Source organism: Sphingomonas arenae, assembly GCF_016924655.1.
GTDB classification, from domain to species: domain Bacteria; phylum Pseudomonadota; class Alphaproteobacteria; order Sphingomonadales; family Sphingomonadaceae; genus Sphingomicrobium; species Sphingomicrobium arenae.
Genome location: NZ_JAFFJU010000001.1, coordinates 442,005 through 467,971, shown reverse-complemented (window position 1 = coordinate 467,971; position 25,967 = coordinate 442,005). Strand labels below are relative to the sequence as shown.

At 66.1% G+C, this 25,967-nt stretch carries 24 protein-coding genes; all 24 read left to right on the top strand.

Annotation, left to right across the window (positions count from 1 at the left end):
- The first annotated feature begins 1 nt into the window (after position 1).
- The 24 genes from JT720_RS02350 to tatC all read left to right on the top strand — a co-directional run bounded on the left by JT720_RS02350 (position 2) and on the right by tatC (position 25,889).
- Positions 2-1,420 carry a UDP-N-acetylmuramoyl-L-alanyl-D-glutamate--2,6-diaminopimelate ligase gene (locus tag JT720_RS02350; protein ID WP_205479107.1) on the top strand — a complete coding sequence of 473 codons (1,419 nt, stop codon included), beginning with the start codon at positions 2-4 and terminating at the stop codon, positions 1,418-1,420.
- A complete protein-coding gene (locus JT720_RS02345) occupies positions 1,417-2,808 on the top strand; it encodes a UDP-N-acetylmuramoyl-tripeptide--D-alanyl-D-alanine ligase (RefSeq protein ID WP_205479105.1) in 1,392 nt (463 codons plus the stop codon). Before JT720_RS02350 ends, JT720_RS02345 begins: the two co-directional genes overlap by 4 nt.
- The gene (mraY, locus tag JT720_RS02340) at positions 2,796-3,866 is read left to right on the top strand and encodes a phospho-N-acetylmuramoyl-pentapeptide-transferase (RefSeq protein WP_205479103.1); all 1,071 of its coding nucleotides are present in this window, start codon (positions 2,796-2,798) and stop codon (positions 3,864-3,866) included. The genes JT720_RS02345 and mraY overlap by 13 nt, the downstream gene beginning before the upstream one ends.
- Entirely contained in the window at positions 3,863-5,167 is a 1,305-nt protein-coding gene (murD, locus tag JT720_RS02335) for a UDP-N-acetylmuramoyl-L-alanine--D-glutamate ligase (RefSeq protein WP_205479101.1), read from the top strand. The genes mraY and murD overlap by 4 nt, the downstream gene beginning before the upstream one ends.
- Positions 5,164-6,384, top strand: a complete 1,221-nt coding sequence (locus JT720_RS02330; RefSeq protein WP_205479099.1) for an FtsW/RodA/SpoVE family cell cycle protein — start codon at positions 5,164-5,166, stop codon at positions 6,382-6,384. The genes murD and JT720_RS02330 overlap by 4 nt, the downstream gene beginning before the upstream one ends.
- Positions 6,381-7,547: an undecaprenyldiphospho-muramoylpentapeptide beta-N-acetylglucosaminyltransferase gene (gene murG, locus JT720_RS02325; RefSeq protein ID WP_205479097.1), complete on the top strand. Its 1,167-nt coding sequence runs from the start codon at positions 6,381-6,383 to the stop codon at positions 7,545-7,547. Before JT720_RS02330 ends, murG begins: the two co-directional genes overlap by 4 nt.
- Positions 7,544-8,956: a UDP-N-acetylmuramate--L-alanine ligase gene (gene murC, locus JT720_RS02320; RefSeq protein WP_205479096.1), complete on the top strand. Its 1,413-nt coding sequence runs from the start codon at positions 7,544-7,546 to the stop codon at positions 8,954-8,956. Before murG ends, murC begins: the two co-directional genes overlap by 4 nt.
- Positions 8,953-9,849 carry a UDP-N-acetylmuramate dehydrogenase gene (gene murB, locus JT720_RS02315; protein ID WP_205479094.1) on the top strand — a complete coding sequence of 299 codons (897 nt, stop codon included), beginning with the start codon at positions 8,953-8,955 and terminating at the stop codon, positions 9,847-9,849. The genes murC and murB overlap by 4 nt, the downstream gene beginning before the upstream one ends.
- 103 nt (positions 9,850-9,952) lie before the next feature.
- The gene (locus JT720_RS02310) at positions 9,953-10,891 is read left to right on the top strand and encodes a D-alanine--D-alanine ligase (protein ID WP_205479093.1); all 939 of its coding nucleotides are present in this window, start codon (positions 9,953-9,955) and stop codon (positions 10,889-10,891) included.
- Positions 10,888-11,802: a cell division protein FtsQ/DivIB gene (locus JT720_RS02305; RefSeq protein ID WP_205479092.1), complete on the top strand. Its 915-nt coding sequence runs from the start codon at positions 10,888-10,890 to the stop codon at positions 11,800-11,802. The genes JT720_RS02310 and JT720_RS02305 overlap by 4 nt, the downstream gene beginning before the upstream one ends.
- Positions 11,802-13,070: a cell division protein FtsA gene (ftsA, locus tag JT720_RS02300; RefSeq protein WP_205479091.1), complete on the top strand. Its 1,269-nt coding sequence runs from the start codon at positions 11,802-11,804 to the stop codon at positions 13,068-13,070. Before JT720_RS02305 ends, ftsA begins: the two co-directional genes overlap by 1 nt.
- Before the next feature lie 185 nt (positions 13,071-13,255).
- Positions 13,256-14,653 carry a cell division protein FtsZ gene (gene ftsZ, locus JT720_RS02295; protein WP_205479090.1) on the top strand — a complete coding sequence of 466 codons (1,398 nt, stop codon included), beginning with the start codon at positions 13,256-13,258 and terminating at the stop codon, positions 14,651-14,653.
- Positions 14,654-14,813: 160 nt separating this feature from the next.
- Entirely contained in the window at positions 14,814-16,058 is a 1,245-nt protein-coding gene (locus tag JT720_RS02290) for a tetratricopeptide repeat protein (RefSeq protein ID WP_205479089.1), read from the top strand.
- A 2-nt stretch (positions 16,059-16,060) separates the two neighbouring features.
- Positions 16,061-17,224 carry a deoxyguanosinetriphosphate triphosphohydrolase gene (locus JT720_RS02285; RefSeq protein ID WP_205479088.1) on the top strand — a complete coding sequence of 388 codons (1,164 nt, stop codon included), beginning with the start codon at positions 16,061-16,063 and terminating at the stop codon, positions 17,222-17,224.
- A gap of 323 nt (positions 17,225-17,547) precedes the next feature.
- Positions 17,548-18,549, top strand: coding sequence for a sugar-transfer associated ATP-grasp domain-containing protein (locus tag JT720_RS02280; protein WP_336511926.1), 1,002 nt, complete (start codon positions 17,548-17,550; stop codon positions 18,547-18,549).
- A gap of 18 nt (positions 18,550-18,567) precedes the next feature.
- Positions 18,568-19,398 (top strand): putative 2OG-Fe(II) oxygenase, encoded by an 831-nt coding sequence (locus JT720_RS02275; RefSeq protein WP_205479086.1) that lies wholly within the window; start codon positions 18,568-18,570, stop codon positions 19,396-19,398.
- Positions 19,399-19,454: 56 nt separating this feature from the next.
- Positions 19,455-21,188: an arginine--tRNA ligase gene (gene argS / locus JT720_RS02270; protein ID WP_205479085.1), complete on the top strand. Its 1,734-nt coding sequence runs from the start codon at positions 19,455-19,457 to the stop codon at positions 21,186-21,188.
- 114 nt (positions 21,189-21,302) lie between these two features.
- Positions 21,303-22,010: an SPOR domain-containing protein gene (locus JT720_RS02265; protein ID WP_205479083.1), complete on the top strand. Its 708-nt coding sequence runs from the start codon at positions 21,303-21,305 to the stop codon at positions 22,008-22,010.
- On the top strand, positions 22,010-23,017 hold the full coding sequence (gene nagZ / locus JT720_RS02260; protein ID WP_205479081.1) for a beta-N-acetylhexosaminidase: 1,008 nt from the start codon (positions 22,010-22,012) through the stop codon (positions 23,015-23,017). Before JT720_RS02265 ends, nagZ begins: the two co-directional genes overlap by 1 nt.
- A gap of 40 nt (positions 23,018-23,057) precedes the next feature.
- On the top strand, positions 23,058-23,801 hold the full coding sequence (locus JT720_RS02255; RefSeq protein WP_205479079.1) for a segregation/condensation protein A: 744 nt from the start codon (positions 23,058-23,060) through the stop codon (positions 23,799-23,801).
- Positions 23,798-24,370: an SMC-Scp complex subunit ScpB gene (gene scpB, locus JT720_RS02250; RefSeq protein WP_205479077.1), complete on the top strand. Its 573-nt coding sequence runs from the start codon at positions 23,798-23,800 to the stop codon at positions 24,368-24,370. The genes JT720_RS02255 and scpB overlap by 4 nt, the downstream gene beginning before the upstream one ends.
- 29 nt (positions 24,371-24,399) lie before the next feature.
- Positions 24,400-24,672, top strand: a complete 273-nt coding sequence (locus JT720_RS02245; RefSeq protein ID WP_205479075.1) for a twin-arginine translocase TatA/TatE family subunit — start codon at positions 24,400-24,402, stop codon at positions 24,670-24,672.
- A gap of 15 nt (positions 24,673-24,687) precedes the next feature.
- Complete coding sequence (locus JT720_RS02240; RefSeq protein WP_205479073.1) at positions 24,688-25,047, top strand: Sec-independent protein translocase subunit TatA/TatB; 360 nt, start codon at positions 24,688-24,690, stop codon at positions 25,045-25,047.
- A 29-nt stretch (positions 25,048-25,076) separates the two neighbouring features.
- On the top strand, positions 25,077-25,889 hold the full coding sequence (gene tatC, locus JT720_RS02235; protein ID WP_205480121.1) for a twin-arginine translocase subunit TatC: 813 nt from the start codon (positions 25,077-25,079) through the stop codon (positions 25,887-25,889).
- The last annotated feature ends 78 nt before the right edge of the window (positions 25,890-25,967 follow it).

Below are 25,967 nucleotides of genomic sequence, written 5' to 3'. Positions count from 1 at the left end.
GATGCGCCTGGTGGAGCTCACGGGCATCGGCGGCGATTCCGAAGTGACCGGCTTTGCGATCGACCACCGCAAGGTCGCTCCCGGCACCGTGTTCGGCGCCTTTCAGGGCAGCCGCTTCAATGGCGAGGACTTCATCCCCGAAGCCGTGAAGCACGGCGCCGTTGCCGTCGTGGCTCGTCCCGAGGCCAAGGTCGAAGGCGCGGCTCACCTCGCCGACCCGCAACCCCGCCGCCTCTTCGCCCAGCTCGCCGCCAAGTATTTCGCGCCCTATCCCGAAGTGGTGGTCGCCGTCACCGGCACAAACGGCAAGACCTCCACTGTCGAGATGGCCCGCCAGATGTGGCGCATGGCCGGCCACCGCTCCGGATCCGTCGGCACCCTCGGCGTCACAACCGCGGACGACCAGGTTCGGACGGGCCTCACGACCCCGGACATCGTCACCTTCCTCCAGAACATGGCGGGCATGGAGCGCATGGGCATCAGCCATGTCGCCTACGAAGCTTCCAGCCACGGCCTCGATCAGTATCGCAGTGAAGGGCTGCCGGTCCGCGCCGCCGCTTTCACGAACTTTTCGCGCGATCATCTCGATTATCACGGCACAATGGACGCGTATTTCGACGCAAAGATGCGTCTTTTCGACGAGGTTGTGTCACTCAACGGGTCGGCCGTCGTCTGGACCGGGGACCCGCGCAGCGCCTCCGTGATCGACCGAGTCCGCCAGCGCGACCTCGCTCTGCTGACCGTCGGCCCGGGCGGCGGCACCATCGATCTCCTCGACCAGGTCCCGAGCGCGCTCGGACAAACGCTGACCCTCCGCCACGAAGGCGGCAAGGAACAGAAGCTCGTCCTCCCTCTCATCGGCGCGTACCAGGCCGCCAACGTCCTCGTCGCCGCAGGGCTGGTGCTCGCGACCGGCGGAACATGGGACTCGACCTTCCAGGCCATGGGCCGCGTTTCCCCCGTCCGCGGACGGCTGGAAAGGGCGGTAATCACCCGTTCCGGCGCTCCGATCTACGTCGATTACGCGCACACCCCCGACGCGCTAGAGGCGGCCATCGCGGCCCTTCGTCCTCACGTGGAAGGCAAGCTCATCACCATCTTCGGCGCTGGCGGCGACCGCGACCAGGGCAAGCGCCCGGAGATGGGGCAGGTCGCGGTCCAGCTCAGCGACGTGGTGATCGTCACCGACGACAACCCGCGCAGCGAAGATCCGGCTGCAATCCGCTCCGAAGTCCTCGCCGGCGCACCCGGAGCGATCGAGATCGACGGCCGCCGCGAGGCCATCGCCCATGCGATCGCCATGGCGCAGGCGGGCGACATCATCCTGCTCGCGGGCAAGGGTCACGAGACCGGGCAGGAGATCGCCGGCCGCATCCTCCCGTTCGACGACGTGCAGGTCGCGCGGGAGTGCGCCACATGAGCGCTCCCCTGTGGACCTCCGCCGAGATCGAACAGGCGACGGGCGGCCGCGCTTCGGAGCCGTTCGAGGTCTTGAGCGTGACCTTCGACAGCCGTGAGGTGGAGCCCGGCTCGCTCTTCGTAGCGATGCCCGGCACCGTCGCCGACGGTCACCAATTCGTCACCAAGGCGTTCGCCGCCGGTGCAGCCGGGGCGATCGTCAGCCGGCATGTCGACGGTCCCCACGTCCTCGTGGAGGATACTGCCGCCGCCCTGACGGCGCTTGCTCTCGCCGCCCGCAACCGGGTCGACGCGACGATTCTTGGCGTCACCGGCTCCGTCGGAAAGACCAGCACGAAGGAAGCGCTCGCCGCCGCACTCGAGCGCCGCCATCGCGGCAAGGTCCATCGATCGGTCAAGAGCTACAACAATCACACGGGCGTTCCGCTGAGCCTTGCCCGCATGCCCCGCGACACGGTGTTTGGCGTGTTCGAGATGGGCATGAACCACGCCAACGAGATCCGGCAACTGACCGCGCTGGTCGGGCCGCACATCGCCCTGATCACCGCCATTGCGCCCGCCCATATTGAGAACCTCGGCTCCATGGAGGCGATCGCGGATGCCAAGGCCGAGATCTTCGAAGGTCTTCAGCCGGGCGGAACCGCGATCCTGCCGAACGACACGCCCCATCGCGACCGCCTGCTTCGCGCGGCGCGGCGTCATGCTGCCCAAATCGTGACCTTCGGAATCGGCGACGCCGACGTGACCGCCGTCCATGCGGTTCGAGCGGAGAATGGTGGAAGCCTGGTCACCGCCCGCCTGCTGGACAGCGAATTGACCTACAACATCGCGCAGCCGGGCGAGCATTGGGTGTCGAACTCCCTTGCCGTTCTCGCCTGCGTGGAGGCCGCGGGAGCCGACCTGGCGGCCGCCGGCCTCGCCCTTGGAGACATGGGCGGACTGAAGGGTCGGGGCGAGCGCCTGCGCATTCCCCTGGAAGGGGGTGAGGCGCTGCTGATCGACGAAAGCTACAACGCCAATCCCGCCAGCATGGCGGCGACGCTCAAGAACCTCGCCGCCGAGCCGGTACAAGGCCGGCGGATCGCGGTTCTCGGCACGATGCGCGAGCTGGGAGAGCACAGCGACGAGGCGCATGCGGGCCTTGCCCCGCACATCCTGGCGGCGAACGTCGAGCAGTTGATCCTGGTCGGGGACGAAACCCGCCCCCTGGAGGACGCATTGGCCGGTCGGATTTCCATCTCACGCGTCGGAACGGCAGAGGACGCCACCGACCGCCTGCTCGGGACGATCCGTGCGGGAGATGCGGTGCTGGTCAAGGCATCGAATGGCGTCGGGCTTGCCCGATTGGTGGAGCGAGTGGCAGGGGGCGCCGCGACATGCTCTACCTGATCGCAGAACAGCTTGGGTTCCCCGGGCTCCTCAACCTTGTGCGCTACATCAGCTTCCGCGCCGGCGCCGCAACGGCCACCGCGCTCGCGATCGGCCTGCTGCTCGGCCCCTGGTTCATCAACTACCTCCGGGTGCGGCAGGGCAAGGGACAGCCGATCCGCGTGGACGGTCCGCAAACCCACCTGGCGAAGCGCGGCACGCCGACCATGGGCGGCCTGCTCATCCTAGTATCGCTGACCATCGCCGTGCTGCTGTGGATGGACCTCACCAATTCCTACGTCTGGGCCTGCTTGCTGGTCACCATCGGCTTCGGGGTTATCGGGTTCCTCGACGATTACGACAAGGTCAAGAAGGCGCACCACGCGGGGATCCCCGGCAAGCTGCGGCTGCTGCTCGAATTCGTGATCGCCGGCGCGGCAACCTGGCTGATGGTGCGTGTTTCCGGGACCAACCTTTACCTGCCGTTCGTCCAAGGCGCGGTGCTGGACATCGGCTGGCTGTATATCGCTTTCGGAGCGTTCGTGATCGTGGCGTTCGGCAATGCCGTGAACCTGACCGACGGGCTCGACGGTCTTGCGACCATGCCCGTCGTTATCGCGGCGCTGGCCTTCGTGCTGATCGCCTACCTTGTCGGGAACGCCCGCTTCGCGACCTACCTCGGCATCCCGCATGTGCCGGGCGTCGGCGACCTCACGGTCCTTCTGCTAGCGGTGGTTGGTGCCTGCCTCGCCTTCTTGTGGTTCAACGCGCCCCCGGCTGCCGTGTTCATGGGGGACACGGGTAGCCTGGCGCTGGGCGGAGCGCTGGGAGCCGTGGCGGTCGCGACGCACCACGAATTCGTGCTGGCGGTGATCGGCGGCCTGTTCGTGGTGGAGGCCTTGAGCGTCATCATCCAGGTGTTCGTCTACAAGCGCACCGGCAAGCGTGTCTTCCTGATGGCGCCGATCCACCACCATTTCGAGCACAAGGGCTGGAGCGAGCCGACGGTCGTGATCCGCTTCTGGATCATTGCCTTCGTGCTGGCGCTCGCGGGCCTCAGCACCCTCAAGCTGCGGTGATCACGGCCAAGGCCTGGGCGGGCAAGCATTACGCGGTCTACGGTCTGGCGCGCTCCGGGTTGGCAACAGTGCGTGCCCTGCTGGCGAGCGGGGCCAGGGTGACGGCTTGGGATGAGCGGGAGGAGGCGAGGGCGCAAGCGGGCGGTGCTGAGCTGCTGGACCTGAACACCGCCGACTTTAGCCTCTTCGACTCCCTCGTCGTCTCCCCCGGCGTTCCCCTCAACACTCACCCGCTCGCCGCCCGCGCCCGCGCCGCCAGCCTCGAGATCATCGGCGACATCGAGCTGTTCGCCCGCGCCCGGCCTGAGCTTCCGCCGCACAAGGTGGTCGGGATCACCGGCACCAATGGGAAGAGCACCACAACCGCGCTGGTCCACCACATCCTCCGCACCGCGGGCGTGCCGACGACCATGGGCGGCAACATCGGCCTGCCGATCCTCGCTCAGGACCCGCTGCCGGAGGGCGGCGTCTATGTGCTGGAGCTGTCAAGCTTCCAGATCGACTTGACCCAGAGCCTCGACTGCGACGTCGCGGTGCTGCTCAACATCACGCCGGATCACCTCGACCGGTACGAGAGCTTCGAGGCGTATGCGGCGTCGAAGGCGCGGCTGTTGCAGATGCAATCTCCCCGGAGTTTGGCGTTGTACCCGTGGGAGTTGGCTTACAGCGGCCTGCTTCCTGACCCCTATCGACAAGGCGGTGGACACCTGAAGGCCATCCAAGAACTTGAGCGAAATTCGGGGCGGGATTGGCCCGCTTTGCAGGGTCCACACAATCGCCAGAATGCAGCCGCCGCCTGGGACGTCGTGAAGATACTCAGTGGGCGGTTCAATCTGCCGATTAACGACACGTTGGCCTTCTTTGAAGGCTGCCGCACCTACCCCGGCCTCCCGCACCGCATGGAGCGCGTGCGCGAGCACGACGGCGTCGTCTTCATCAACGACAGCAAGGCCACCAACCCCGAAGCCGCCGCGCCTGCACTGGCGGCTTACCCGCGGGTGCGGTGGATCGTCGGCGGGCAGGCGAAGACCAAGGACCTCGGCGACACGGCCAAGCACCTCGACCATGTGGACCACGCCTACACCATCGGCGAGGCGGGCCCGATGTTTGCGCAACTGCTCCGCGCAGCCGACGTGCACGTTACCGAATGCGAAACGCTTGAAAATGCGGTGAAACGTGCCGCGGCGGATTCACAGGCGGGGGATGTTGTTCTACTCTCCCCGGCCTGCGCTTCGTTCGACCAATTCCGCGACTTCGAAGCACGGGGGGACGCCTTCAAGGCGTTGGTGGGGGACCTATGAGCACGATCCTGTCGGGCAAGCTGAAAGCCGCGCCGTTCATGGACCCGAGCCGCTACGGCCGCTCGGACCGCTCGGCGCTGGGCCGCTGGTTCTGGGAGATCGACCGCGTTCTCCTGCTGATGGTGACCGTGCTGATCGGCATTGGCCTCGTCGCCGTTGCCGCCGCATCGCCGGCTGCGGCAGAGCGCTATTCCGGCGGCAACGTCACCTTTGCGCCGCTTCATTATTTCTATCGCCAGATCGTCTGGATCGCCCTCTCGGTCCCGGTCATGATCGCCATCTCCATGCTCCCGCGGGAGCGGGTGCAGCGCATCGGCCTCATCGGCACCGCCATCTTTCTCGCTGCCTTGATGTTCGTGCCCGTGATCGGGCCCGAAGTGAACGGCGCCCGGCGCTGGATCGGGGTCGGTTTCACCCAGTTCCAGCCCTCCGAGTTCCTGAAGCCCTTCTTCGTCGTCGCCATGGCCTGGCTGCTTTCGCTGCGGGAGAAGGACAGGGCGCTTCCGGTCTTCCCGCTCTCCGCGGGGCTGGTCGGCTTCGTTGCGGTGTTGCTGATGCTGCAGCCGGACTTTGGTTCGACCATCATCTTCGGCGCCGTGTGGATCGCGATGATGGCGCTGGCCGGCATCTCCTTCCGGACGCTTGGCATCCTGGCCGGCGGCGCGGTCCTGGGAGTGATCCTCGCTTACTTCTTCTACCCCGTGGCCACCGTCCGCATTGACGGCTTCCTGTTCGGGGAAGGCGACAACTTCCAGGTCGAGAATGCCATGCGCACGCTGACCGCGGGCGGCCTGTTCGGGATGGGTCCGGGCGGCGGTACCCGCAAGTTCGGCCTGCCGGAACCGCACACCGACTACATTTTTTCCGTGATCGGCGAGGAGTTCGGCCTGATCGCCTGCATCGCCATTGCCTGCCTTTACCTCGGCATCGTCGCCCGAGTGCTGGTGAAGCTGCTCGACGAGGAGAGCAGCTTCGCCATTCTGGCCGCCGCCGGCCTCGCGATCCAGTTTGGGTTGCAGGCCCTGATCAACATGGCGGTGAACGTGCAGATCGCCCCGTCCAAGGGCATGACCCTGCCGTTCATATCCTATGGCGGCTCGTCGATGCTGGCCCTGTCGATCGCCATGGGCCTGCTGCTCGCCTTGACGCGCAGAAACCCGTATCTGAAGCGCTCGCCCTATGTCGTGAAATGGAGCGGGGAGCCTTCGGCCAAATGAACTTCGTCCTCGCCGCCGGGGGTACCGGTGGCCACATGATCCCGGCCCATGCGCTCGCCGCAGAGCTCCGCAGCCGCGGTCACGGCGTGCTGCTGATCACCGACGAGCGGGGTGCGCGCATCCCGGGCCTGTTCGAGAACGTGCCGGTTCACGTGCTTCCGGCTGGGCGGCTTGGCGGAGGGCCGCTCGGCTGGTTGCGTGCCGGGCGGAGCGTGCTCGCCGGTCGGCGGGACGCACGGAACTTGTATCGCCAACACCGGCCGGACGCGGTCGTTGGTTTCGGCGGCTATCCGGCGTTTCCGTCGCTAATCGCCGCCAGCGCGTCCAAGATCCCGACCGTGCTCCACGAGCAGAATGCGGTGCTCGGCCGAGTGAACCGCTTGGTTGCCCGCGAGGCCCATGCCATCGCCACGGCTTACGAGCGGGTAGAGCGCCTGAAGCCCGCCTTCGAATCGAAGACGGTGCTGGTCGGCAATCCCGTGCGCGAGGCGGTGGTCCGTCTTGGCGAGATGCCGTTCCCCGCCTTTGACGATACGGCTCCGCTGAAGATCCTGGTGACCGGGGGAAGTCAGGGCGCCTCGATCCTCGGCCAGATCGTTCCTGCCGGCCTCGGCGAGCTCAAGCCATCCTTGCGCCACCGTCTCCAGGTCGTGCAGCAGTGCCGACCCGACGATATCGAACAGGTCCGCGACGCCTACCGCTTGCTCGAGATTCCCGCCGAGCTGATGACCTATATCGAGGACATGCCCGCCAAGCTGGCCGAGGCGCATCTGATCATCGCGCGTGCGGGCGCTTCCACGATTGCGGAACTGACGACGGCGGGGCGTCCCGCCATCCTGATCCCGCTGCCCAGTGCCACCGACGATCACCAGACCGCCAACGCCAGGGAGATGGCGCGTGCCGGCGGTGCCAGGATGATCGCGCAGGATCAGTTCACGCCGGAACGGCTCGCCCGGCAGATCGAGGCGCTGGCCGCGGACCCTCAGGCGCTCGCCAATGCCGCGGGCCGAGCATTGTCGGTGGGCCGCCCGCATGCTGCCCGCGACCTCGCGGACCTGGTCGAGCGCGTCGCCAACAAGCAGGCGCCATTGCTGGTCGGTCGTGCCTCGGTCGAAAGCCGTGAGCAGGGCATCGGCTTCGCTCCCGCAGGGGCAGCGGCGTGAAGGCATTCGGGCGCGATATCGGCACTATCCACTTCATCGGCATCGGCGGCATCGGCATGTCGGGGATCGCGGAAGTGATGCACCAGCTCGGCTACAAGGTGCAGGGCTCGGATCAGGTGGAAAGCTACGTCACCGAAGGACTGCGCAAGGCCGGCATTCCGGTGATGATCGGACAGAGCGCCGACAATTTGGGCGATGCGGCGGTGGTCGTCACCTCGACCGCCATCCGCCCCGACAACCCCGAACTGCAGGCCGCGACCGAGCGCCGCATTCCCCGTGTCCGCCGGGCCGAGATGCTGGCCGAGCTGATGCGGATGCAGAACACCATCGCGGTCGCAGGCACGCACGGGAAGACCACGACCACCTCGATGGTCGCGGCGCTGCTCGACGCAGGCGGCATGGACCCGACCGTGATCAACGGCGGGATCATCAACAGCTACGGCTCCAACGCTCGGCTGGGCAAGAGCGACTGGATGGTGGTCGAAGCGGACGAAAGCGACGGGAGCTTTCTGCGCCTGGACGGCACCATCGCAGTCGTGACCAACATCGATCCCGAGCACCTCGAACATTACGGCGATTTCGATCGCGCCAAGGACGCCTACGTCGAGTTCATCGAAAACGTGCCCTTCTATGGCCTAGCGGTCATGTGCGTCGACCATCCCGAGGTGCAGAATATCTTGTCCCGCATCCGTGATCGTCGGATCGTGACCTACGGCTTCTCGGCCCTCGCCGATTTGCGGGCGGAGAATGTCGTTGCGGCGGACGGGGGATCCCGCTTCGACGCACGGGTGCTGGACCGCTCGGGCGAGCGGCGGATGATTGAAGGCGTGCGCCTGCCCATGCCTGGACGTCACAACGTTCAGAACGCGCTCGCGGCGATCGCTGTCGGCATGGAGTTGGGCCTTGATGACGCGACGATCGCTCGCGGGTTCGAGCGCTTCAAGGGCGTGAAGCGCCGCTTCACCCGCGTCGGAGAAGTCGACGGCGCGGTCATCATCGACGATTATGCGCATCACCCCGTCGAAATACGTGCCGTGCTGTCGGCGGCCCGGGACAGTGCGGAGGGGCGGGTGATCGCCGTCGTCCAGCCGCATCGCTTCACCCGGCTGCGCGATTTGATGGAGGACTTCACCAACGCGTTCAACGATGCCGACGTGGTCCTCGTCGCACCGGTCTACGCGGCCGGGGAGCAGCCGATCGAAGGAGTCGATGCAACCGCTCTTGCCGAGGGCATCCGCGCGCACGGCCACCGCATGGTTCGCACGGTGAGCGATCTCGATGACCTTTGCCACGCCTTGCGGGACCTGGCAGCCGAGGGCGACCTGGTCATCTGCATGGGCGCTGGAGACATCACCAAGTGGGCGGCCAGGCTGGCGGACGGGATCTGCGACGCGAGGACCCACAAGTGAGCGTCGCCACTCTTCCGGCGGTCCGCGGCAAGCTCAAGGCGCACGCGCCGCTCGCCCCGCTAGTATGGTTCAAGTCGGGCGGAGCGGCGCAGTCGCTGTTCGAGCCGGCGGACCATGATGACCTCGTGAGCTTCCTCCGCAACCTGGACCCCACTGTGCCGGTGATGGCGCTGGGGCTCGGGTCCAACCTCATCATCCGGGACGGCGGAGTGCCGGGCGTGGTGGTGAGGCTCGGGAAGGCGTTCGCGAAGGTCGAGCAGCTCGATCCGGTGACGCTTCGGTGCGGAGGAGGGGCCTCGGGCATCCTCGTTTCGTCCACCGCGCGAGATGCGGGGATTGGGGGAGTGGAGTTCCTTCGCTCGATTCCCGGCACCGTGGGCGGCTTCGTCCGAATGAACGGCGGCGCCTACGGGCGTGAGGTCAAGGACATCCTGGTCGAGGCGGAGGTCGTCCTCCGCTCGGGCGAGGTTCGGACCTTGTCCAACGCTGACCTTGGCTACACCTACCGGCACTCCGAGCTGCCGGAGCAGGCCATTGTCGTCAGCGCAACGTTCCGCGGGAAGCCTGGTGATCCGGCGGATATCCAGGCTGAGATGGATCGTATCGCCGCCAGTCGCGAGGAAAGCCAGCCACTGCGCAGTCGTACGGGTGGCTCGACCTTCAAGAATCCGCTGCCGCAGAAAGCATGGCAGGCGATCGACGCGGCCGGATGCCGGGGGCTGACGCTCGGCGGCGCCCAAGTCTCGGAAAAGCATTGCAACTTCCTGCTCAATCTCGGTACCGCCAGCAGTGCCGACATTGAGGCGTTGGGCGAGGAGGTCCGCCGCCGCGTTCGGGAGCACAGCGGTGTCGAGCTCGAGTGGGAAATCCAACGCGTGGGAGTGGAAAAGTGATTCCTCGGTCAGTCATTCCCGCGAAAGCGCGAATCCTTCTCCCAACCTCTGGACGGGTTGGGGGCGACCGGAGCTGGACCCCCGCCTGCGCGGGGCTGACGAAATGCTGAACCGAGATCTTCACGTCGCCGTCCTAATGGGTGGCTGGTCCTCCGAGCGCGAGGTCTCCCTGATGAGCGGGCGCGGAGTCGCCGCCGCCCTTCGGGAGCGGGGCTGGGCCCGGGTGACCGAGGTCGACATGGACCGGAACGTCGCTCACGTGCTTGACGAGCTTCGACCGGACATCGTCTTCAACGCGCTTCATGGATCGCCCGGCGAAGATGGCACCGTGCAGGGCATGCTGGAGCTGATGCAGATCCCCTACACCCACTCGGGGGTCACCACGTCGGCCATCGCCATCGATAAGGAACTGACCAAGCTGCTGCTTGTCCCCGCCGGCGTCCGGATGCCGAGGGGCACCATGGTACGCAGCGAGGCCCTCTACCAGCGTGACCCGCTGCCCCGGCCCTATGTCCTGAAGCCGGTCAACGAAGGCTCGTCCGTAGGGGTCGCGATCGTCACGGCCGATGGCAACACTGGCAATCCGATCGGGCGTGACGTGGAAGGCCCCTGGCAGCAGTTCGAAGAGTTACTCGCCGAGCCGTTCATCGCCGGGCACGAACTCACCGTGGCGGTGCTGGGCGACGAGGCGCTGTGTGTCACCGAACTCAAGCCCAAGGTCGGCTTCTACGACTTCGACAGCAAGTATACGGATGGACTGACGGAGCATATCTGCCCGGCCCAGATTCCCGACGACATTGCCCAGGCCATGCTCGACATGGCCGCCACCGCTCACCGGGTTCTCGGTTGCAAGGGTGCGTCTCGATCGGATTTCCGATGGGACGACAGGCAGGGAGTGGAAGGCATTTACCTGCTGGAGGTCAATACCCAGCCTGGCATGACACCGCTCAGCCTGGTGCCGGAGCAGGCGCGGCAGAAGGGCATCAGCTACGGTGAGCTCGTGGAGCGCATCATCGCCGAAGCACTGGAGGGCCGCGGATGAACGCACAGACCGTCCGCCGGGGGAGCGGAGCGGGATCACGGCCGCGCAAGGCGCCGGCACGCGCGTCGAAGTCGATCGCGAGGACCCTTCCGGTCAACCAGAAGAGCGCGAGCCGTGTCGCGGGATGGGCTTTCGGCCTATTCGTCGTAGCCTTGGCGCTGGTGGCAATCATCGCGCTGGATGTGCCGGCCAAAGCCGGGCGCGCTGCCGGCACCGCCATGGGCGATGCAGGGTTCGAGGTGGACGGCTACCAGATCGTCGGCCTCAAGCGCATGCAGCGCAAGAAAGTCGATGCCGTGGTCACGGCTGAACTGTGCCGTGCCGCTGCCGCTGCGGGTAAGGACGACTGCAAGCCTCCCCAGGCGCTGGTCGATGCGGACCAGATGCGTGAACAGCTGATGGGTTATGGTTGGGTCAAGGACGCGCGCGTGTCGCGCCGACTGCCCGACATGCTGGTCATCGACATTGTGGAACGGACGCCCGCCGCCCTTTGGCAGAACAAACAGCAGCTCTCGCTGGTGGACGCCGACGGCGTGGTGCTCGACCGCGTGCCCGTCGACCGGATGCCGGACCTGCCGCTTCTCGTCGGGGCTGGTGCCAACCGCCGGGCGGATCAACTCAACCGGATCATGGCCAAAGTGCCGACGCTCAAGCCGCAGCTCGCTTCCGCCACCTGGATCGGCAATCGCCGCTGGGATGTCGCCTTCCAGACGGGAGAGACCGTTGCCCTGCCGGAGGGGGAGAAGGCCGCGACGGACGCGCTGGTGAAGTTTGCGAAGATGGATCGCAGCGCGGGCCTGCTCGGCCGTGACATAAAGCGCTTCGATCTGCGAATCCCGGGCAAGATGATCGTCCGTCTTCCCCGTGCTCCTGGCGAGACCATCACCGAGACGCAGGAAGTTCCGAGCTGATGGCGGTTGGAGGGTTGAAGAACGGCGCCGATCGCCCGCTGATCGGCGCGCTGGACATCGGGTCGTCCAAGGTCTCGGCATTGATCGTCACCCGTGACGACGATGGGCGTCTCCGCGTGCTGGGGACCGGCCAGCGCGAGAGCCGCGGCGTGAAACGCGGCTACATCACCGACATGGAGGCGAGCGAAGTGGCGGTTCGCGAAGCTGTCGAACAGGCCGAGCGCATGTCGGGCCTGACCATCGATGACGTCTGGGCAAGCTATGGCGCGGGTGGTCTCGTCAGCGACATCGCAAATGTCGAGGCGGAGCTCGGCGGTCATCAGATCGAACAGTCCGACGTAGCGGAACTGCTCGCCGCCGGAACGGGGGCTATCGACCGACCGGGCCAGGTCGTGCTCCACGCCCATCCCGCGCTCTACACCCTGGATGGAGTCGAGGGCGTGGTGCAGCCGGTGGGGCTCCACGCCGACCGGCTCGGTGTCGACATTCACGTCATCGCGGCCGATCCGGCCCCCTTGCGCAACATCGACCTCACCATTCGCCAAGCGCATCTTGGCGTGAAGGCGATCGTAGCCGCGCCGATAGCGTCGGCCCTGGCCTGTCTGACCCAGGAAGAGCGCGACCTCGGCGTGGCGCTGGTGGAACTTGGGGCCGAGGTCACCAACGTGTCGCTTCACGCCGGCGGTATGCTGGTCGGTCTCCGCTCCATTCCGCTGGGAGCGAAGGACATCACGGACGACATCGCCTGCGCTTTCGGAGTGCGACGTCGGGATGCCGAGCGCATGAAGTGCTTCCATGGCTCGGCCATGACCAGCCCGCGCGACAATCACGAAATGATTGAGGCCACGGGGATCGGCTCGGACGAGGGGGGTGAGCCGCTGCGGATCAGCCGTGCACAGCTGATGACGGTCATTCGCCAGCGGGTGGAGGAGATTACCAACCAGGTCGACGCCGCGCTGAAGAGCCTTGGGTTCACGGGACCGGTCGGACGGCAGGTCGTCCTGACCGGCGGCGGCGCGGAATTGAAGAACATCGCTGACTTCATGCAGGGGGTACTCGGCCGAGCGGTCCGCGTGGGGCGGCCCAAGGCGATCACCGGCCTGCCGGATGCTCACAGCGGACCGGGGTTCGCGACCCTCGTCGGCCTCGCCATGCTGGCGGGGAGCGGCACCGGCGATATTCGCGATCTGGCGCTCGGCGCGGTCAAGGAGAAGAAGGCGCCGACCGGTCTGATCGGGCGGCTCGTCGCCGCCATGCGGGGCGCTTGATGGTTAACGCGCGGCGGAGTGCTCCCTCTTCTGTCCCACTCTGAATCACATGAGTCCGAAGTGACACATTCCGCCGTGTTTTTGCCTCCATCGTTAACTTTTTCGCTTGTGCCGCGGAGTCCGGCGATTCATAGATTCATCTTGAGGGTTCAACGCGCTAGTCGCTCGAGGGGGAGCTTGCATCCATGAGCATCGATTTCATCCGTCCGGCGGTCGACGAATTGCGGCCGCGGATCAGCGTTATCGGTGTGGGCGGCGCTGGTGGGAACGCCATTGCCAACATGATCCGCCGGGACGTGCAGGGCGTCGACTTCCTTGTCGCCAACACGGATGCGCAGGCGCTGAACCAGTCGCTTGCCGACCGTCGTGTCCAGCTCGGTCCGAAGATCACCCAGGGGCTCGGCGCGGGTTCGCGTCCGGAGATCGGTCGGGCCGCTGCCGAAGAGACGCTCGAGGAACTCGAGCGCACCTTGGACGGCGCGCACATGTGCTTCATCGCCGCCGGAATGGGCGGCGGCACTGGAACGGGTGCTGCTCCCGTGATCGCCAAGGCCGCGCGTGACCGCGGCATCCTGACGGTCGGTGTGGTCACCAAGCCGTTCGCCTTCGAAGGCGCTCGCCGCTCCCGCGCTGCCGAGGCCGGCATCGAAGAGCTGCAGCAGCACGTTGACACGCTGATCGTCATCCCGAACCAGAACCTGTTCCGGCTCGCCAACTCGGAGACGACCTTCAAGGAAGCTTTCGAGATGGCCGACGAGGTCCTGCAGCAGGGCGTCCGCGGCATCACCGACCTGATGGTCATGCCCGGCCTCATCAACCTCGACTTCGCCGACGTCCGCTCGGTGATGAGCGAGATGGGCAAGGCGATGATGGGCACCGGCGAGGCGTCCGGCGACAATCGGGCCATTGAGGCGGCCGAGAAGGCGATCAGCAATCCGCTGCTCGACGGCGTGTCGATGCGGGGCGCGAAGGGTGTCATCATCTCGATCACCGGCGGCGAGGACATGCGCCTCATGGAGGTCGACGAGGCGGCCAGCCACATCAAGGAACTGGTCGACCCTGACGCGAACATCATCTGGGGTTCGGCTTTCAACAACGATCTCGATGGCCGCATCCGCGTCTCCGTTGTCGCAACCGGCATCGAGGCTGAAGCGTCGCACCAGCCGGCGTCCACCAGCAGCAAGGTGTACAGCTTCCCGGGTCGCACGAGCGCCGCGACGGCGGCGCCTGTCGCGAGCGCACCCACTTCGGCTCCGACGTCGACCATGGCTCCAAAGCCCGTCGTTGCGGAGACGAAGGTCGAAGCTCCGCTCGATCTCGGATCGGACGAGGGCTCGGACGAGTTGCTTCTCGACAGCGACGATATCCTGACCTCGCCGGTCGGGGTTCCTCCGATCGCCCCGCCCAAGTCGGAGGAGGACGAAGCTCCTCGTTCCAAGTTCGCCCGCGAGAGCGGCACCTTGTTCGAGCGGATGTCGAACATCGCCCGCGGCGCGGCCAAGGTCGAAGACGAGCCGACCCCGACCATCCGTCGCGAGCCGCTGGACATCCCTCGCTTCCTGAACCGCCAGAACAATCAGTAGTGGCCCGCCGGCAGCGCCGGTGAGAGTGCTTACTGGAAACGGAGAGCCCCGGCCTGACCGCCGGGGTTTTTCGCACCGCTCACCCGCTCTTGAACACGCCTTGCCGCTCGCCTGCTTCCAGCAAGCTCCCGGCAAGGTAGGACCCGCTACGGGGATGGGAATGGTTCGCACCACATTGCTGGCGCTTCTTGCGGCTGCGGCACTGCCGGGGTCGGCTGCGGGGCAGTACATCGGCGGGGGAGCGCCTCCCCCTCCACCACCGCCTGCCGCTGGAACGCCGGAGACACCGGAAGCGGCGCTCGCCCGCAACATCCGCATTCTGGCGGGCAGCCCGCGCAACTATGACGCGCTGGTCGGGGCCGGTCAGGCCGCGCTCGACCTTGGCGATGCGCAGGCGGCGGCAGGCTTCTTCGGGCGGGCGGAAGAGGTTCATCCGACCAGTTGGGTGCCGAAGATCGGGCAGGGCGCAGCGCTCGTCCACCTGCTCGAACCTCAGGCCGCATTACGGGCGTTCGAGCAGGCGCAACGGCTCGGTGCCACCCAGGCGAGTGTCGCGCTCGAGCGGGGGCTGGCATTCGATCTTCTCGGCGACCAAGCCCGCGCGCAATCCGATTATCGCGTCGCGTTGAACGGCATCGATGGTGCGGAGGCGCGTCGCCGGCTTGCCCTGAGCCTCGGCATTAGCGGCCGGAAGGCTGAAGCGCTGGCGATCCTAGATCCGCTGCTGGCCCGTCGCGATCCTGGTGCAATCCGCACTCGCGCATTGGTGCTGGCGCTGAGTGGGGATGCGGCCGGCGCCAGAACGGCCGTGACAGTGGTAGCGCCCGGCATGGCTGCCAGCATGGACCCATTCTTTCGCCAGTTGCCGAGCTTGAGGCCGAACGAGAAGGCAGCGGCCGTGCACTTCGGCCAGCTCCCCGGTGACGACCAGTCATCTCCCGCCTACGGTAGCTATGCGTCGACGGTGCCGGTCGGACCACGGCCGGACCGCATGGCGGAAATCGAGCAATTGCTGAAAGCGTCCCCGTCCGTGTCGACGTCTTCAGCTGCAACGCCCGCCATAACGCAGCCTGTTCCACCTCCGCCGGCAGCACAATTGGCCATCGCGCAGCCGGTTGTTGCCCGGGCCGCTCCCGCACCGCGTCGCTACTGGGTCCAGTTGGCGAGCGGGCAGAGTGCTGCCGCGCTTGCGGATCAATTTCGCCGAATCAAGTCCCGCAACAGTGAGCTTCTTGATGGGATCAGCGGCTATGTCGCGGAGGAACCGAGCAAGGCACGGCTGCTGATCGGCCCCTTCCGCGATGCGGACGACGCCCGGATTTTCGCCGACGACCTCGAAACGGCTCGGGTCGACGCCTTCCCGTGGACCAGCGCCCAAGGGCAGGCTGTCCGGAAACTGCCATAGGGATGGGCCTGCCCACCGAGCTTGCCGCTCATCCGTCCGGCTCGCGCGGCCGCGCTTTTCCCGAAGGCCAGTCCGGGCCCCGCGGACCGCGCGACGCCTTCCAGCGCGACCGTGACCGGATCGTCCACTGCGTGTCCTTCCGCCGGCTCAGGCAAAAGACCCAGGTGTTCGTTGCGCCGGACGGTGACCACTATCGCGTACGCCTGACCCACTCCATCGAGGTTGCCCAGATCGGCCGCACCATCGCGCGGGTCCTCGGGCTCAATGAGGACCTGACCGAAGCACTGTGCCTCGCCCATGACCTCGGTCACCCTCCGTTCGGTCACGCGGGCGAAGACGCGCTCGATGCAGCGCTCGCGCAATGGGGCGGGTTCGACCACAATGGCCATACGCTGCGCCTGGTCAGCCGTCTTGAGACGCCTTATCCCGACTTCGACGGCCTTAATCTGACATGGGAGGCGCTGGAGGGCCTGGCCAAACACAACGGCCCCGTTGCTAGGCCTGCCTGGGCGCTGGCGGAAGCCGATCACCAATTCAGCCTCGAACTGACAACCTGGCCCAGCCTTGAGGCGCAGGTTGCCGCTCTGGCCGACGACATTGCCTACGACAACCACGATATCGACGACGGCCTGCGCTCAGGCGTGATCGATCTCGAAGCGCTGCTGGAGGTTCCACTGGTGGCGCGGCACTGGGCTCTGGTCGACGCTCGACATCCCGGCATCTCGCTCGACCGCAAGTTGCGCGCCGTAGTCCGCGACCAGATCGGAACAATGGTCGGCGACCTGATCTCTGAGACTGAGCGGCGGGTCGCCGACAGCGGGGTTCGGTCGCTCGATGAGGTCCGTCATGCCGGTCAGGCTCTGGTCGGCTTTTCGCACGCGATGGCGGCCGAGGAGCGACGGCTGAAGCAGTTCCTTTATCGGAACCTCTATAACGCGCCTCAGCTCCAGCCCGTCCGCCGCGAGGCGCAACGGGTGGTCTCCAACCTCGCGCAGGCGTACCTCGGTGACCCATCGCTGCTCCCAGAGCGCTGGATTCACGTCACGAAAGACGAGGTTCAGCGGGCCCGGACCGTGGCAGACTACATTGCTGGGATGACCGACCCATTCGCCATTCGCCGGCATGAGGAACTGGTGGGGCCTGTGGAATTGCCCGATCGCTTCTGAGGTTCCGGTCCAATGCGGCGAAGTAAAACATTTGCTGTAAAGATTTTGTTCAACGCTCTCGATTTACCTGTAAGTCTTCGCGGTATATCCAGCGGCAGTCGCAGGGAGCTGATCGAGCGTTGTGTAGTATCGAGAGCGGTACAGTTGAGGCCACGCGACCTGCGAGCTCTTCCGATTACAGGCGTCGCCCTTTTGGAGCCGGCATCGGAGATTGGCTCGCCTTCATCCTGGAGGCGGTCCGTCATGATCCTTCCACCGCTCCCGCCATTATCGTTCGCGCGCTGAACGCTCGCCTACGCATCCGCATCCGTCCGGCGAACGCGGTGCAGAGCGGTCTTTGCTCGCGACCAACCAGTCAGGTCGTCGACTCGGTTCGCTATTGGGGCCAGCTCCATTCCGCCCTGCAGCGCCTCAACTGGGACTTGGATGGAGGCCGGCTGGTTGAGGACAAGCTGGTGACCTCGGATCGGTACGCTGAGCACGGCGTCGCCGCTGCGCCAATCGTGGCCGTGGTCGGTCGTGACGAGAGCAGGCACCCCCATGCGGGACGGCATACCGTGGTGCACGATTCCGCAACGCTGGCCCGGGTTCTCGACTCCGCTCCACCCGAGCTAATCGCCAAGCCGGCTGGCGGGAGCCGCGGCGGCAAGGTCCGCCTGTTGCAGCGGCATGGTTCCACCTGGATGGTGGACGGGGTCACCCTGTCGACGAGCCAGCTGTCCGACCGGCTACTGGCGGATGCCGACCCGATGGGCACGCTGATCCAGCCGCGCCTTCGATCCCACCCGGACCTGACACCCCTGGGTGGCCAGCTGGGGCTGTGCGGGCTCCGGATCACGACCGCGATGCTGAAGGGTGGCCCAATTCTCCTGTTCCACTTCCTCAAGCTGATGGGGCGGCCGGGAATCGTCGACAACTTCGGTGGCGGCCGAAATGGCAATATCCTTGCCTCGATCGACGAGCGCACCGGGGAGATCCTCAAGGCCTATGGCCGATCGCAGGGGCAGCGTTTTCTCCTCACCGAATATTCGCATCATCCGGTGACCGGTGCCCAGATTACCGGAACCAGGCTTCCGCTCTGGTTCGAGGCCTTGGACCTGGCTCTGCGCGCTGCGGCGGTCTGTCCCGAATGCCCGTTGGCGGGCGCAGACATCGCGCTGACGGAGCAGGGTCCGATGCTACTCGAGATCAACGCCGCCTGGGACGGCGACTATGCCGAACTCACGCGCGGAGTTGGTCTCAAGAGGATGCTGCGGCCGATATGGCCCGAACTTGCGGCAAGTGAGCAGGCGAAGCAGGATGCAGCAGAACTGCTGAAACTCTAGTGATGGGAACCCATAGGCATGGCCACGCTTGCGAACCGACCCACGGATCGAAGCTCGGCTAGCGCTGCCCCCGAGGAAGGTGGCCGGCGGCTCGACCTGTTTCCCGTTCCCGTGTTCATCTGGAAGTGGAACGAGGCCGAGCAACGCAAGTCGCAACTGCTCGAAACCATTCGCCACAGGCGCGCGTCGGAGCCGGGCATCGTGCGCACCAACCGGGACGGTTGGCACTCCGACACTGACCTGCCGGCATGGGAGGAACCCGGCTTCCTGGAACTGGTACGCTGGGCAACGGCTTGCGTTCGGCAGAGCAGTCTCATCTGGAGCGGAGATGCCGTCGCGAACTCCGAACTGCTCGGCAGCTGGCGCCTGAACGGCTGGGCGAATGTCAATCCGCCCGGTGGTCACAACATCAGCCACACCCATGCCCAGCGGAACTGGAATTGGTCCGCCTGCTATTACGTCGATCTGCCCGACATCGCCCGCGAAGAGGTCGGCGGTGCGCTGGTGCTCGAGGAGCGCGGGACCGGGCTGCGACCGAAGGGAGGTCAGCCGTCGCGCACCTTTCGGCATATCCCGGCAGAAGGGGAGATTATCATCTTCCCCGCGACGCTCTTCCATAGCGTCGAGCCGCACAACGGGCCCGGCGACCGGGTGAGTATCGCGCTCAACTTCCATCATCCCGCGCTCGAACTGGCTCGTCTGTGGGAGCATCGGCCACGCATCTGGTGGCGCAAGTTCCCCAAGCTCATGCGGCGCGTGGCCCAGTTGCGCGGGTCGCAGGACTGGTCGGCAGGAGCGGCTCCGCATGGGTATGACGTGGTGCCTTTAGAGGCGAGCGCCGAGGCGTGACGAAGAGCGGGCGCTGCGCTAGGAGCGCTCGCTTCTCCGCAACTCGGTGACTGACCTTGAGCCTTTACGCCCGCTATTCCGATCTCCTCGACCAGATTCTCGATGGCCTTGTGGCCGACGGATCGTTGCCCGGCGAGCTCAACCGCCGCGGAGTGGCCGTCGAACCGCCCCGAGACGCGAACCACGGAGACTTGGCCACGAACGCGGCGATGGTCCTGGCGAAGAGCGCCGGCACCAACCCGCGGGCGCTCGCCGGGCTGATCGCCTCCAGGCTTGAACAGGCGGCAGATGTGGTCGGCGTGGAGATCGCCGGTCCCGGGTTCATCAACGTGCGACTTGCCCCGGACAGCTGGCGGACGGAGCTCGCGACGATCCTTCGCGAGGGCGACTCCTATGGCCGGCGTGACGTGGGCAAGGGTGAGCGGGTCAACGTCGAATATGTTTCGGCCAATCCGACCGGTCCCATGCACATGGGTCACTGCCGCGGTGCGGTGGTTGGCGATGCGCTCGCCAGCCTCCTCGAAGCCGCGGGTTTTCGCGTCACGCGAGAGTATTACGTCAACGATGCGGGCAGCCAGGTCGACACGTTGGCCCGCTCCGCCCACCTCCGCTATCGTGAGGCGCTTGGTGAAGACATCGGCGAAATCCCGGAGGGTCTCTATCCCGGAGACTATCTGAAGCCGGTCGGGGTTCTCCTCGCCTCCGAGTTCGGCGATCTTTATGCCGGCTCGCCGGAGGCCGACTGGCTGCAGCTGTTCAAGCGCAAGACGGTCTCGGCCATGATGGACCTCATCCGCCACGATCTCGCGCTGCTGGGCATTCACCACGACAAGTTCGCGTCGGAGGCCGAACTGCAGGCGTCCGGTGCGCCCGAACGCGCGCTGGAGACGCTACGGGCCAAGGGGCTCGTCTATGAAGGCCAGCTTGAGCGACCCAAGAGCCTCGATGAGCATGACGAGTGGGAGCCGGTCGAACTGACCCTGTTCCGCTCGACCGAGTTCGGGGACGACCAGGACCGGCCAATGAGGAAGTCGGACGGGAGCTGGACCTATTTCGGGGCCGACGCCGCTTACCACCTGCAGAAGGCTGAAAGTGCCGATCACCTCGTCAACATCTGGGGGGCGGACCATTCCGGGACCGTCAAGCGCATCCAGGCGGCCGTGACGGCGCTGACGGATGGCCACGTCGACCTGGACGTCAAGCTGGTCCAGATGGTCCGGCTGTTCCGGGCAGGCGAGCCGGTGAAGATGTCGAAGCGGTCGGGCTCCTTCGTCACGCTGGCCGACGTCGTCCAGGAAGTCGGCAAGGACGTCGTGCGCTTCATGATGCTGACCAAGCGGACGGACAGCATGCTCGACTTCGACTTCGCCAAAGTCGTGGAGGCGTCGAAGGACAACCCGGTCTTCTACGTGCAGTACGCCCATGCGCGGATTTCCTCGCTCCAACGCAAGGCGGCGGCCGGCACATTGCCCGTGGCGGACACGGCCGACCTGTCGCTGCTGGACGAAGAGGAACTCGGGCTCGTCAAGCTCGCGGCCCAATTTCCGCGCGTGGTCGAGGGCGCCGCACTGTCCCATGAGCCACACCGCATCGCCTTTTACCTCTATGATCTGGCGGCAGCCTTCCACGCGCTCTGGAATAGGGGCAATGATGACCCGTCGCGTCGGTTCCTGCTGGAGGACCAGCCGGAACTCAGCCGGGCGCGGATCGAACTGGCTACCGCAGTCGCGCAGGTCGTTCGCTCCGGGCTCAAGTTGATGGGCGTCGAGGCAGCGGAGGAGATGCGCTGACACGCGAGCGAAGGTGATCCGGAGACGGGATCACACCCGCTTCGCAATTCCGGCGCGCTGGCATATGCCTGCGCATGACCGGGAGCAGGGCGGCTTGGAGTGAGTGGTCGATTGATGGACGTTCGTCAGGTGGTCCGGGGTGGCGATGAGGAGGCTCTCCCGTGGCTGGAAGCAGTCGAGGACGAGGATGAGCCGCAGGCGCTGTCGGCCAGGAAGATGCTCGCCGCCCTTGCGGTCGTTCTTCTCGGCGCGGCACTGGTGGCCGGCACCCTGTTCTGGCTTGGGCGCAGCACCGGCAATGGTGGCAGTGGACCACCCGAACTGATCAAGGCCGAGCCCGGTCCCTACAAGATGAAGCCGGAGAACCCGGGCGGCCTGGACGTGGCGGGAGACAGCGGCACGGCTTATGCGACCAGCGCTGGCGAGGAAACGGAGGCCCAGCTGGACCTCGGGGCAGTGCCCGAAACTCCGCTTGCCAAGCCGAAGCCCGCGCCCGCGGAAGAGACCTCTCCCAAGCGCCTCCCCAGCAATGAGGAGAAGGTGGCTGCTGACGAACCGGCCGCGCCGTCGGCGACTCCTGTGTCGTCGGGAAGTGCAGTCCAGTTGGGCGCCTACGACAGCCCCGCGCAGGCGGAGGCGGCCTGGAAAGCGCTCTCCAGCCGCTTCTCGGCCATTGGCGCGATGAACAAGATCGTCATTCCGTTTTCGACCAAGGGTCGCACCGGCTACCGTCTTCGTGCGGGCGCAACCTCGCCGGCCGAGGCGCAGCGAGCCTGCCAGCTGCTGAAGGTAGCGGGTGAAGACTGCTTCGTGGTGCGCTGATGCAGGCGGCGATCTATGGCCTTGCGGGGCCGGAACTCACACCGGACGAGCGCGATTTCTTCCGCGAGGCGGATCCCGCCGGCTACATTTTGTTCAGGCGTAATTGTTGCGATGCAGAACAATTGCGAAGCCTGACAGATGATCTCCGATCGCTCCATGGCAGGGCTGACCTGCCGATCCTGATCGATCAGGAAGGCGGCCGTGTCGCTCGCATGCAGCCGCCGGTTTGGCCCAGCTTCCCGCGCGGCGAGACCTTCAATCGGCTCTACCAGGTGGCGCCATCGTCAGCGATCGAGGCGGCGCGCATGAACGCGCGTGCCATCGCGCTGATGCTGAGTGCTGTCGGGATCAACGTGAATTGCCTCCCCATGCTGGACGTGCGCCAGCCCGGCGCGACCGATATCGTCGGTGATCGCGCCTATGGCGGTGAACCGATGCAGGTTGCGGCTCTCGGGCGGGCGGTGCTCGATGGCATGGCGTCCGCCGGGGTGATCGGGGTCCTCAAGCACATACCGGGCCACGGCCGGGCGCTGGTGGACAGCCATAAGGAACTACCGATCGTCACGGCAACCTCCGAGGAGCTGGACATCGATCTCGAGCCGTTCGAGCGGCTGGCTCACGCGCCCATGGGGATGGTCGCCCATATCGTCTACACCACTTGGGACGCCGATCACCCGTCCAGCCAATCGCCCACGATCATCGAAGAGATCATCCGCGGCCGGATCGGTTTTCACGGGTTCCTGATGACGGACGACATAGGCATGCAGGCGCTCAGTGGCAGTGCCGGCGAGCGCTCGGCCGCAGCCCTCAGGGCTGGCTGTGACGCTACCCTGCATTGCTCGGGCAAGTTCGACGAAATGCTCGATGTCGCCAAGCATGTCGGAGCAATGACGAACGAGGGGGAAGCCCGGCTCGCACGTGCCATGGCGGGAACCATGGTGGACGATGCCGGCCCGGACCTTGCGGAAGCATCGGCCAAGCGGGACGAGCTGCTCGCGCTCGTCTGACGGTCTTGCCGTGACATGAAGACTGTTTAGTCTCCGGCTCGTGACCGACGAACTGCCGCTCCGCCGCAATGACGAGCTGACGCTCAGTCTTGGCGCATGGGAGGGGCCGCTCGACCTGCTGCTGAGCCTCGCTCGGGCCCAGAAGGTCGATCTGGCGCGAATCTCCATCCTTCAGCTGGTCGAACAATATCTCGTGTTCATCGCCGACGCCCGAGCGCTGAAGCTGGAGATCGCCGCCGATTACCTGGTGATGGCGGCGTGGCTCGCCTATCTGAAATCCTGTCTGCTGCTGCCGAAGGATCCGGAGCAGGACCCCTCGCCGGAAGAGCTCGCGGCCAGGCTGCAGTTGCGGCTCCAGCGGCTCGATGCAATGCGGGAAGCGGGCGCACGGCTGATGGGCCGTGACCGGATCGGGCGCGACGTCTTCATCCGTGGAACTCCGGAAGGTCTGCGACTGGTCCGCAAGGCGGCCTGGCAGGCGACGGCCTACGACCTGTTCTCTGCTTACGGCGGTGTGCGCGCCCGCACGGCCCCCGCGATGCACATCGTCGCGCACCGCGCCGTCCTGACCCTAGAGGCCGCGATCGAACGGGTCGCAGCACTGGTCGGCAGTCGTCTCGAATGGGCTCGAATCGAATCCTTCCTCCCCTCGACCCAGGATTCGGCCTACCGTCGGTCGGCGCTCGCATCCTCCTTTGCCGCAGCACTGGAACTGGCGCGCAAGGGGAGGGTCGTGATCCAGCAGGACGGCCCATTCGCCCCGCTGATGATCCGCGCCGCATGATCCGTGATGAATTCACCCGCGCGGTCGAGGCCACGCTATTTGCGTCCACCGAGCCGCTGACGCCGGACGAGATCGCTCTCCACGCAGGGGATGGAGACGTGTCTGCCGCCCTCAACAGCCTGACGGACGACTACGCTGGGCGCGGCATCGAACTGGTCGAGCGGGGCGGGCGGTGGCACTTCCAGACCGCGCCGGACCTTGCGCACCTTCTCCGCCGCACCCGGGAGGAGCCTCGCCGGCTATCGCGCGCCGCGACGGAAACGCTGGCGATTATCGCCTACCACGAGCCCGTGAGCCGCGCCGAGATCGAAGCGATCCGCGGCGTCCAGATCTCGAAAGGCACGCTCGATGTGCTGATGGAAGCCGGATGGGTGCGGCCGGCCGGACGGCGCGAAGGACCTGGTCGTCCGCTGCTCTATGCAACCACTGCCGAGTTCCTGGCCCACTTCGGTCTGGGCTCGCGCCGCGACCTCCCAGGGATCGACGACCTCAAGGCGGCCGGCCTGCTCGATCCGCTCGACGAGGCCTTCAGCCAACTGCAACTGGAAAGCGTCGACGAAGACGACTAGATACGGCCCCGGTTTAGGAGTTTATTCCCATGGGCGGTTTCAGCCTCATTCACTGGCTCATCCTCGGCGTCGTCATCCTGCTGCTGTTCGGCGGCAATCGGTTCTCGGCGATGATGAGCGATGTCGCCAAGGGACTGAAGAGCTTCAAGCAAGGCTTGTCGGAGGATGACGACGAGCAGAAGAAGCGGTTCGAGGAGCAGCGACGGTTGGGCGCGCAGGACCGGCCGATCGATGTCACGCCGAACCCCCGCGTGCAGGACCCCGTCGCACCGCCGCCACCCTCGGACCAGCAGCCCCGCTAAGCACCGGAGCCGCCGATGTTCGGCGTCGACTCTTCCGAACTGCTGATCGTCGCGCTCGCGGCACTGATCTTCATCGGACCCAAGGAACTTCCCACCGCCATGCGGACCGTGGGTCGTTGGGTGGGCCGGATCCGCGCCCATGCGCGCCATTTCACTGCCGGCATCGAGAACGTGATGCGGGAGGCCGAGCTGGAGGAAATGGAGCGCAAGTGGCGTGAAGAGAACGAGCGGATCATGCGCGAGCATCCGGTCGCTCTTCCGTACCCCGGTGCCGACCCGCAGGCCTTTGCGCCTTCCACCGACCACCCTGTAGCTGGCGAGGAGCCCGAACTTCCGCTGGACCCCCCTGAGCATCATGGGCGGCCACTTCCGTGAAGGACATTGACGACAGCAAGCAGCCGCTGATGGATCATCTTATCGAGCTGCGGCGGCGAATTCTCTGGAGCCTGGCCGCGCTCGTGGTGGCCTTCTTCGCCTGCTACTATTTCGCACCACCTATCTTCAGCGTCCTGGTGCAGCCACTCAAGGCGGCTGGCGAAGGGAAGCTTATCTACACCGATGTGTTCGAAGCCTTCTGGGTGCGGGTGAAGGTTGCCCTTTTTTCCGCGTTGATGGTCTGCTTCCCGATCTTTGCGACCCAGGCGTGGCGGTTCGTTGCGCCGGGCCTCTACGCCAAGGAGAAGAAGGCGCTGCTGCCTTTCCTGCTCCTGACCCCCGTCTTCTTCGCCGGCGGTGCGGCCTTCGCTTACTACGTCGCAATGCCTTGGGCGCTTCACTTCCTGCTCAGCTTCCAGGGCGATGTCGGCGGCGGGGTCCAGCAGGAAGCTCTACCGGGAGTCGGCAATTACCTGTCGTTCGTAACGCGATTCCTCTTCGGGTTCGGTGTCGCGTTCCTGCTTCCCATCCTGTTGATGGTGCTCGAGCGGGCCGGTCTGGTGACCCGCCAGCAACTCGCAGCCAAGCGGCGCTACGCCATCGTTGCGGCGTTCGCGATCTCGGCCGTGCTCACCCCGCCGGATGCGGTGTCGCAGCTGATGCTCGCGATACCCCTATGGCTGCTCTACGAAAGCTCGATCATTGCCATCCGGCTGACCCACTGGCGCGCAGCACGCCGTGCCGCAGCTTCCACTTCCGCCGATGTTGAGGGGCCCCAGACAAGTTTGGGCCCGGAAGCGCCACCGGGGGGGGGGAGGGTTGGCGGTTCCGGGCCCATGTAAGCGGATAGCGAGAGCGGGGGGGCAAAAGGTCACTATCCGAATACAAGAACGACCCGTCCTCGCGAGGGTTCCAACCGT

Excerpts from the sequence above, each read along its gene's own strand:
- murG (WP_205479097.1), top strand. The coding sequence starts at position 6,381 with ATGAACTTCGTCCTCGCCGCCGGGGGTACCGGTGGCCACATGATCCCG.
- JT720_RS02350 (WP_205479107.1), top strand. The coding sequence starts at position 2 with ATGCGCCTGGTGGAGCTCACGGGCATCGGCGGCGATTCCGAAGTGACC.
- JT720_RS02265 (WP_205479083.1), top strand. The coding sequence starts at position 21,303 with ATGGACGTTCGTCAGGTGGTCCGGGGTGGCGATGAGGAGGCTCTCCCG.
- JT720_RS02330 (WP_205479099.1), top strand. The coding sequence starts at position 5,164 with ATGAGCACGATCCTGTCGGGCAAGCTGAAAGCCGCGCCGTTCATGGAC.
- JT720_RS02310 (WP_205479093.1), top strand. The coding sequence starts at position 9,953 with ATGCTGAACCGAGATCTTCACGTCGCCGTCCTAATGGGTGGCTGGTCC.
- JT720_RS02305 (WP_205479092.1), top strand. The coding sequence starts at position 10,888 with ATGAACGCACAGACCGTCCGCCGGGGGAGCGGAGCGGGATCACGGCCG.
- JT720_RS02245 (WP_205479075.1), top strand. The coding sequence starts at position 24,400 with ATGGGCGGTTTCAGCCTCATTCACTGGCTCATCCTCGGCGTCGTCATC.
- nagZ (WP_205479081.1), top strand. The coding sequence starts at position 22,010 with ATGCAGGCGGCGATCTATGGCCTTGCGGGGCCGGAACTCACACCGGAC.
- scpB (WP_205479077.1), top strand. The coding sequence starts at position 23,798 with ATGATCCGTGATGAATTCACCCGCGCGGTCGAGGCCACGCTATTTGCG.
- mraY (WP_205479103.1), top strand. The coding sequence starts at position 2,796 with ATGCTCTACCTGATCGCAGAACAGCTTGGGTTCCCCGGGCTCCTCAAC.
- JT720_RS02290 (WP_205479089.1), top strand. The coding sequence starts at position 14,814 with ATGGTTCGCACCACATTGCTGGCGCTTCTTGCGGCTGCGGCACTGCCG.
- ftsZ (WP_205479090.1), top strand. The coding sequence starts at position 13,256 with ATGAGCATCGATTTCATCCGTCCGGCGGTCGACGAATTGCGGCCGCGG.
- ftsA (WP_205479091.1), top strand. The coding sequence starts at position 11,802 with ATGGCGGTTGGAGGGTTGAAGAACGGCGCCGATCGCCCGCTGATCGGC.
- tatC (WP_205480121.1), top strand. The coding sequence starts at position 25,077 with ATGGATCATCTTATCGAGCTGCGGCGGCGAATTCTCTGGAGCCTGGCC.
- JT720_RS02275 (WP_205479086.1), top strand. The coding sequence starts at position 18,568 with ATGGCCACGCTTGCGAACCGACCCACGGATCGAAGCTCGGCTAGCGCT.
- JT720_RS02240 (WP_205479073.1), top strand. The coding sequence starts at position 24,688 with ATGTTCGGCGTCGACTCTTCCGAACTGCTGATCGTCGCGCTCGCGGCA.
- JT720_RS02345 (WP_205479105.1), top strand. The coding sequence starts at position 1,417 with ATGAGCGCTCCCCTGTGGACCTCCGCCGAGATCGAACAGGCGACGGGC.
- JT720_RS02285 (WP_205479088.1), top strand. The coding sequence starts at position 16,061 with ATGGGCCTGCCCACCGAGCTTGCCGCTCATCCGTCCGGCTCGCGCGGC.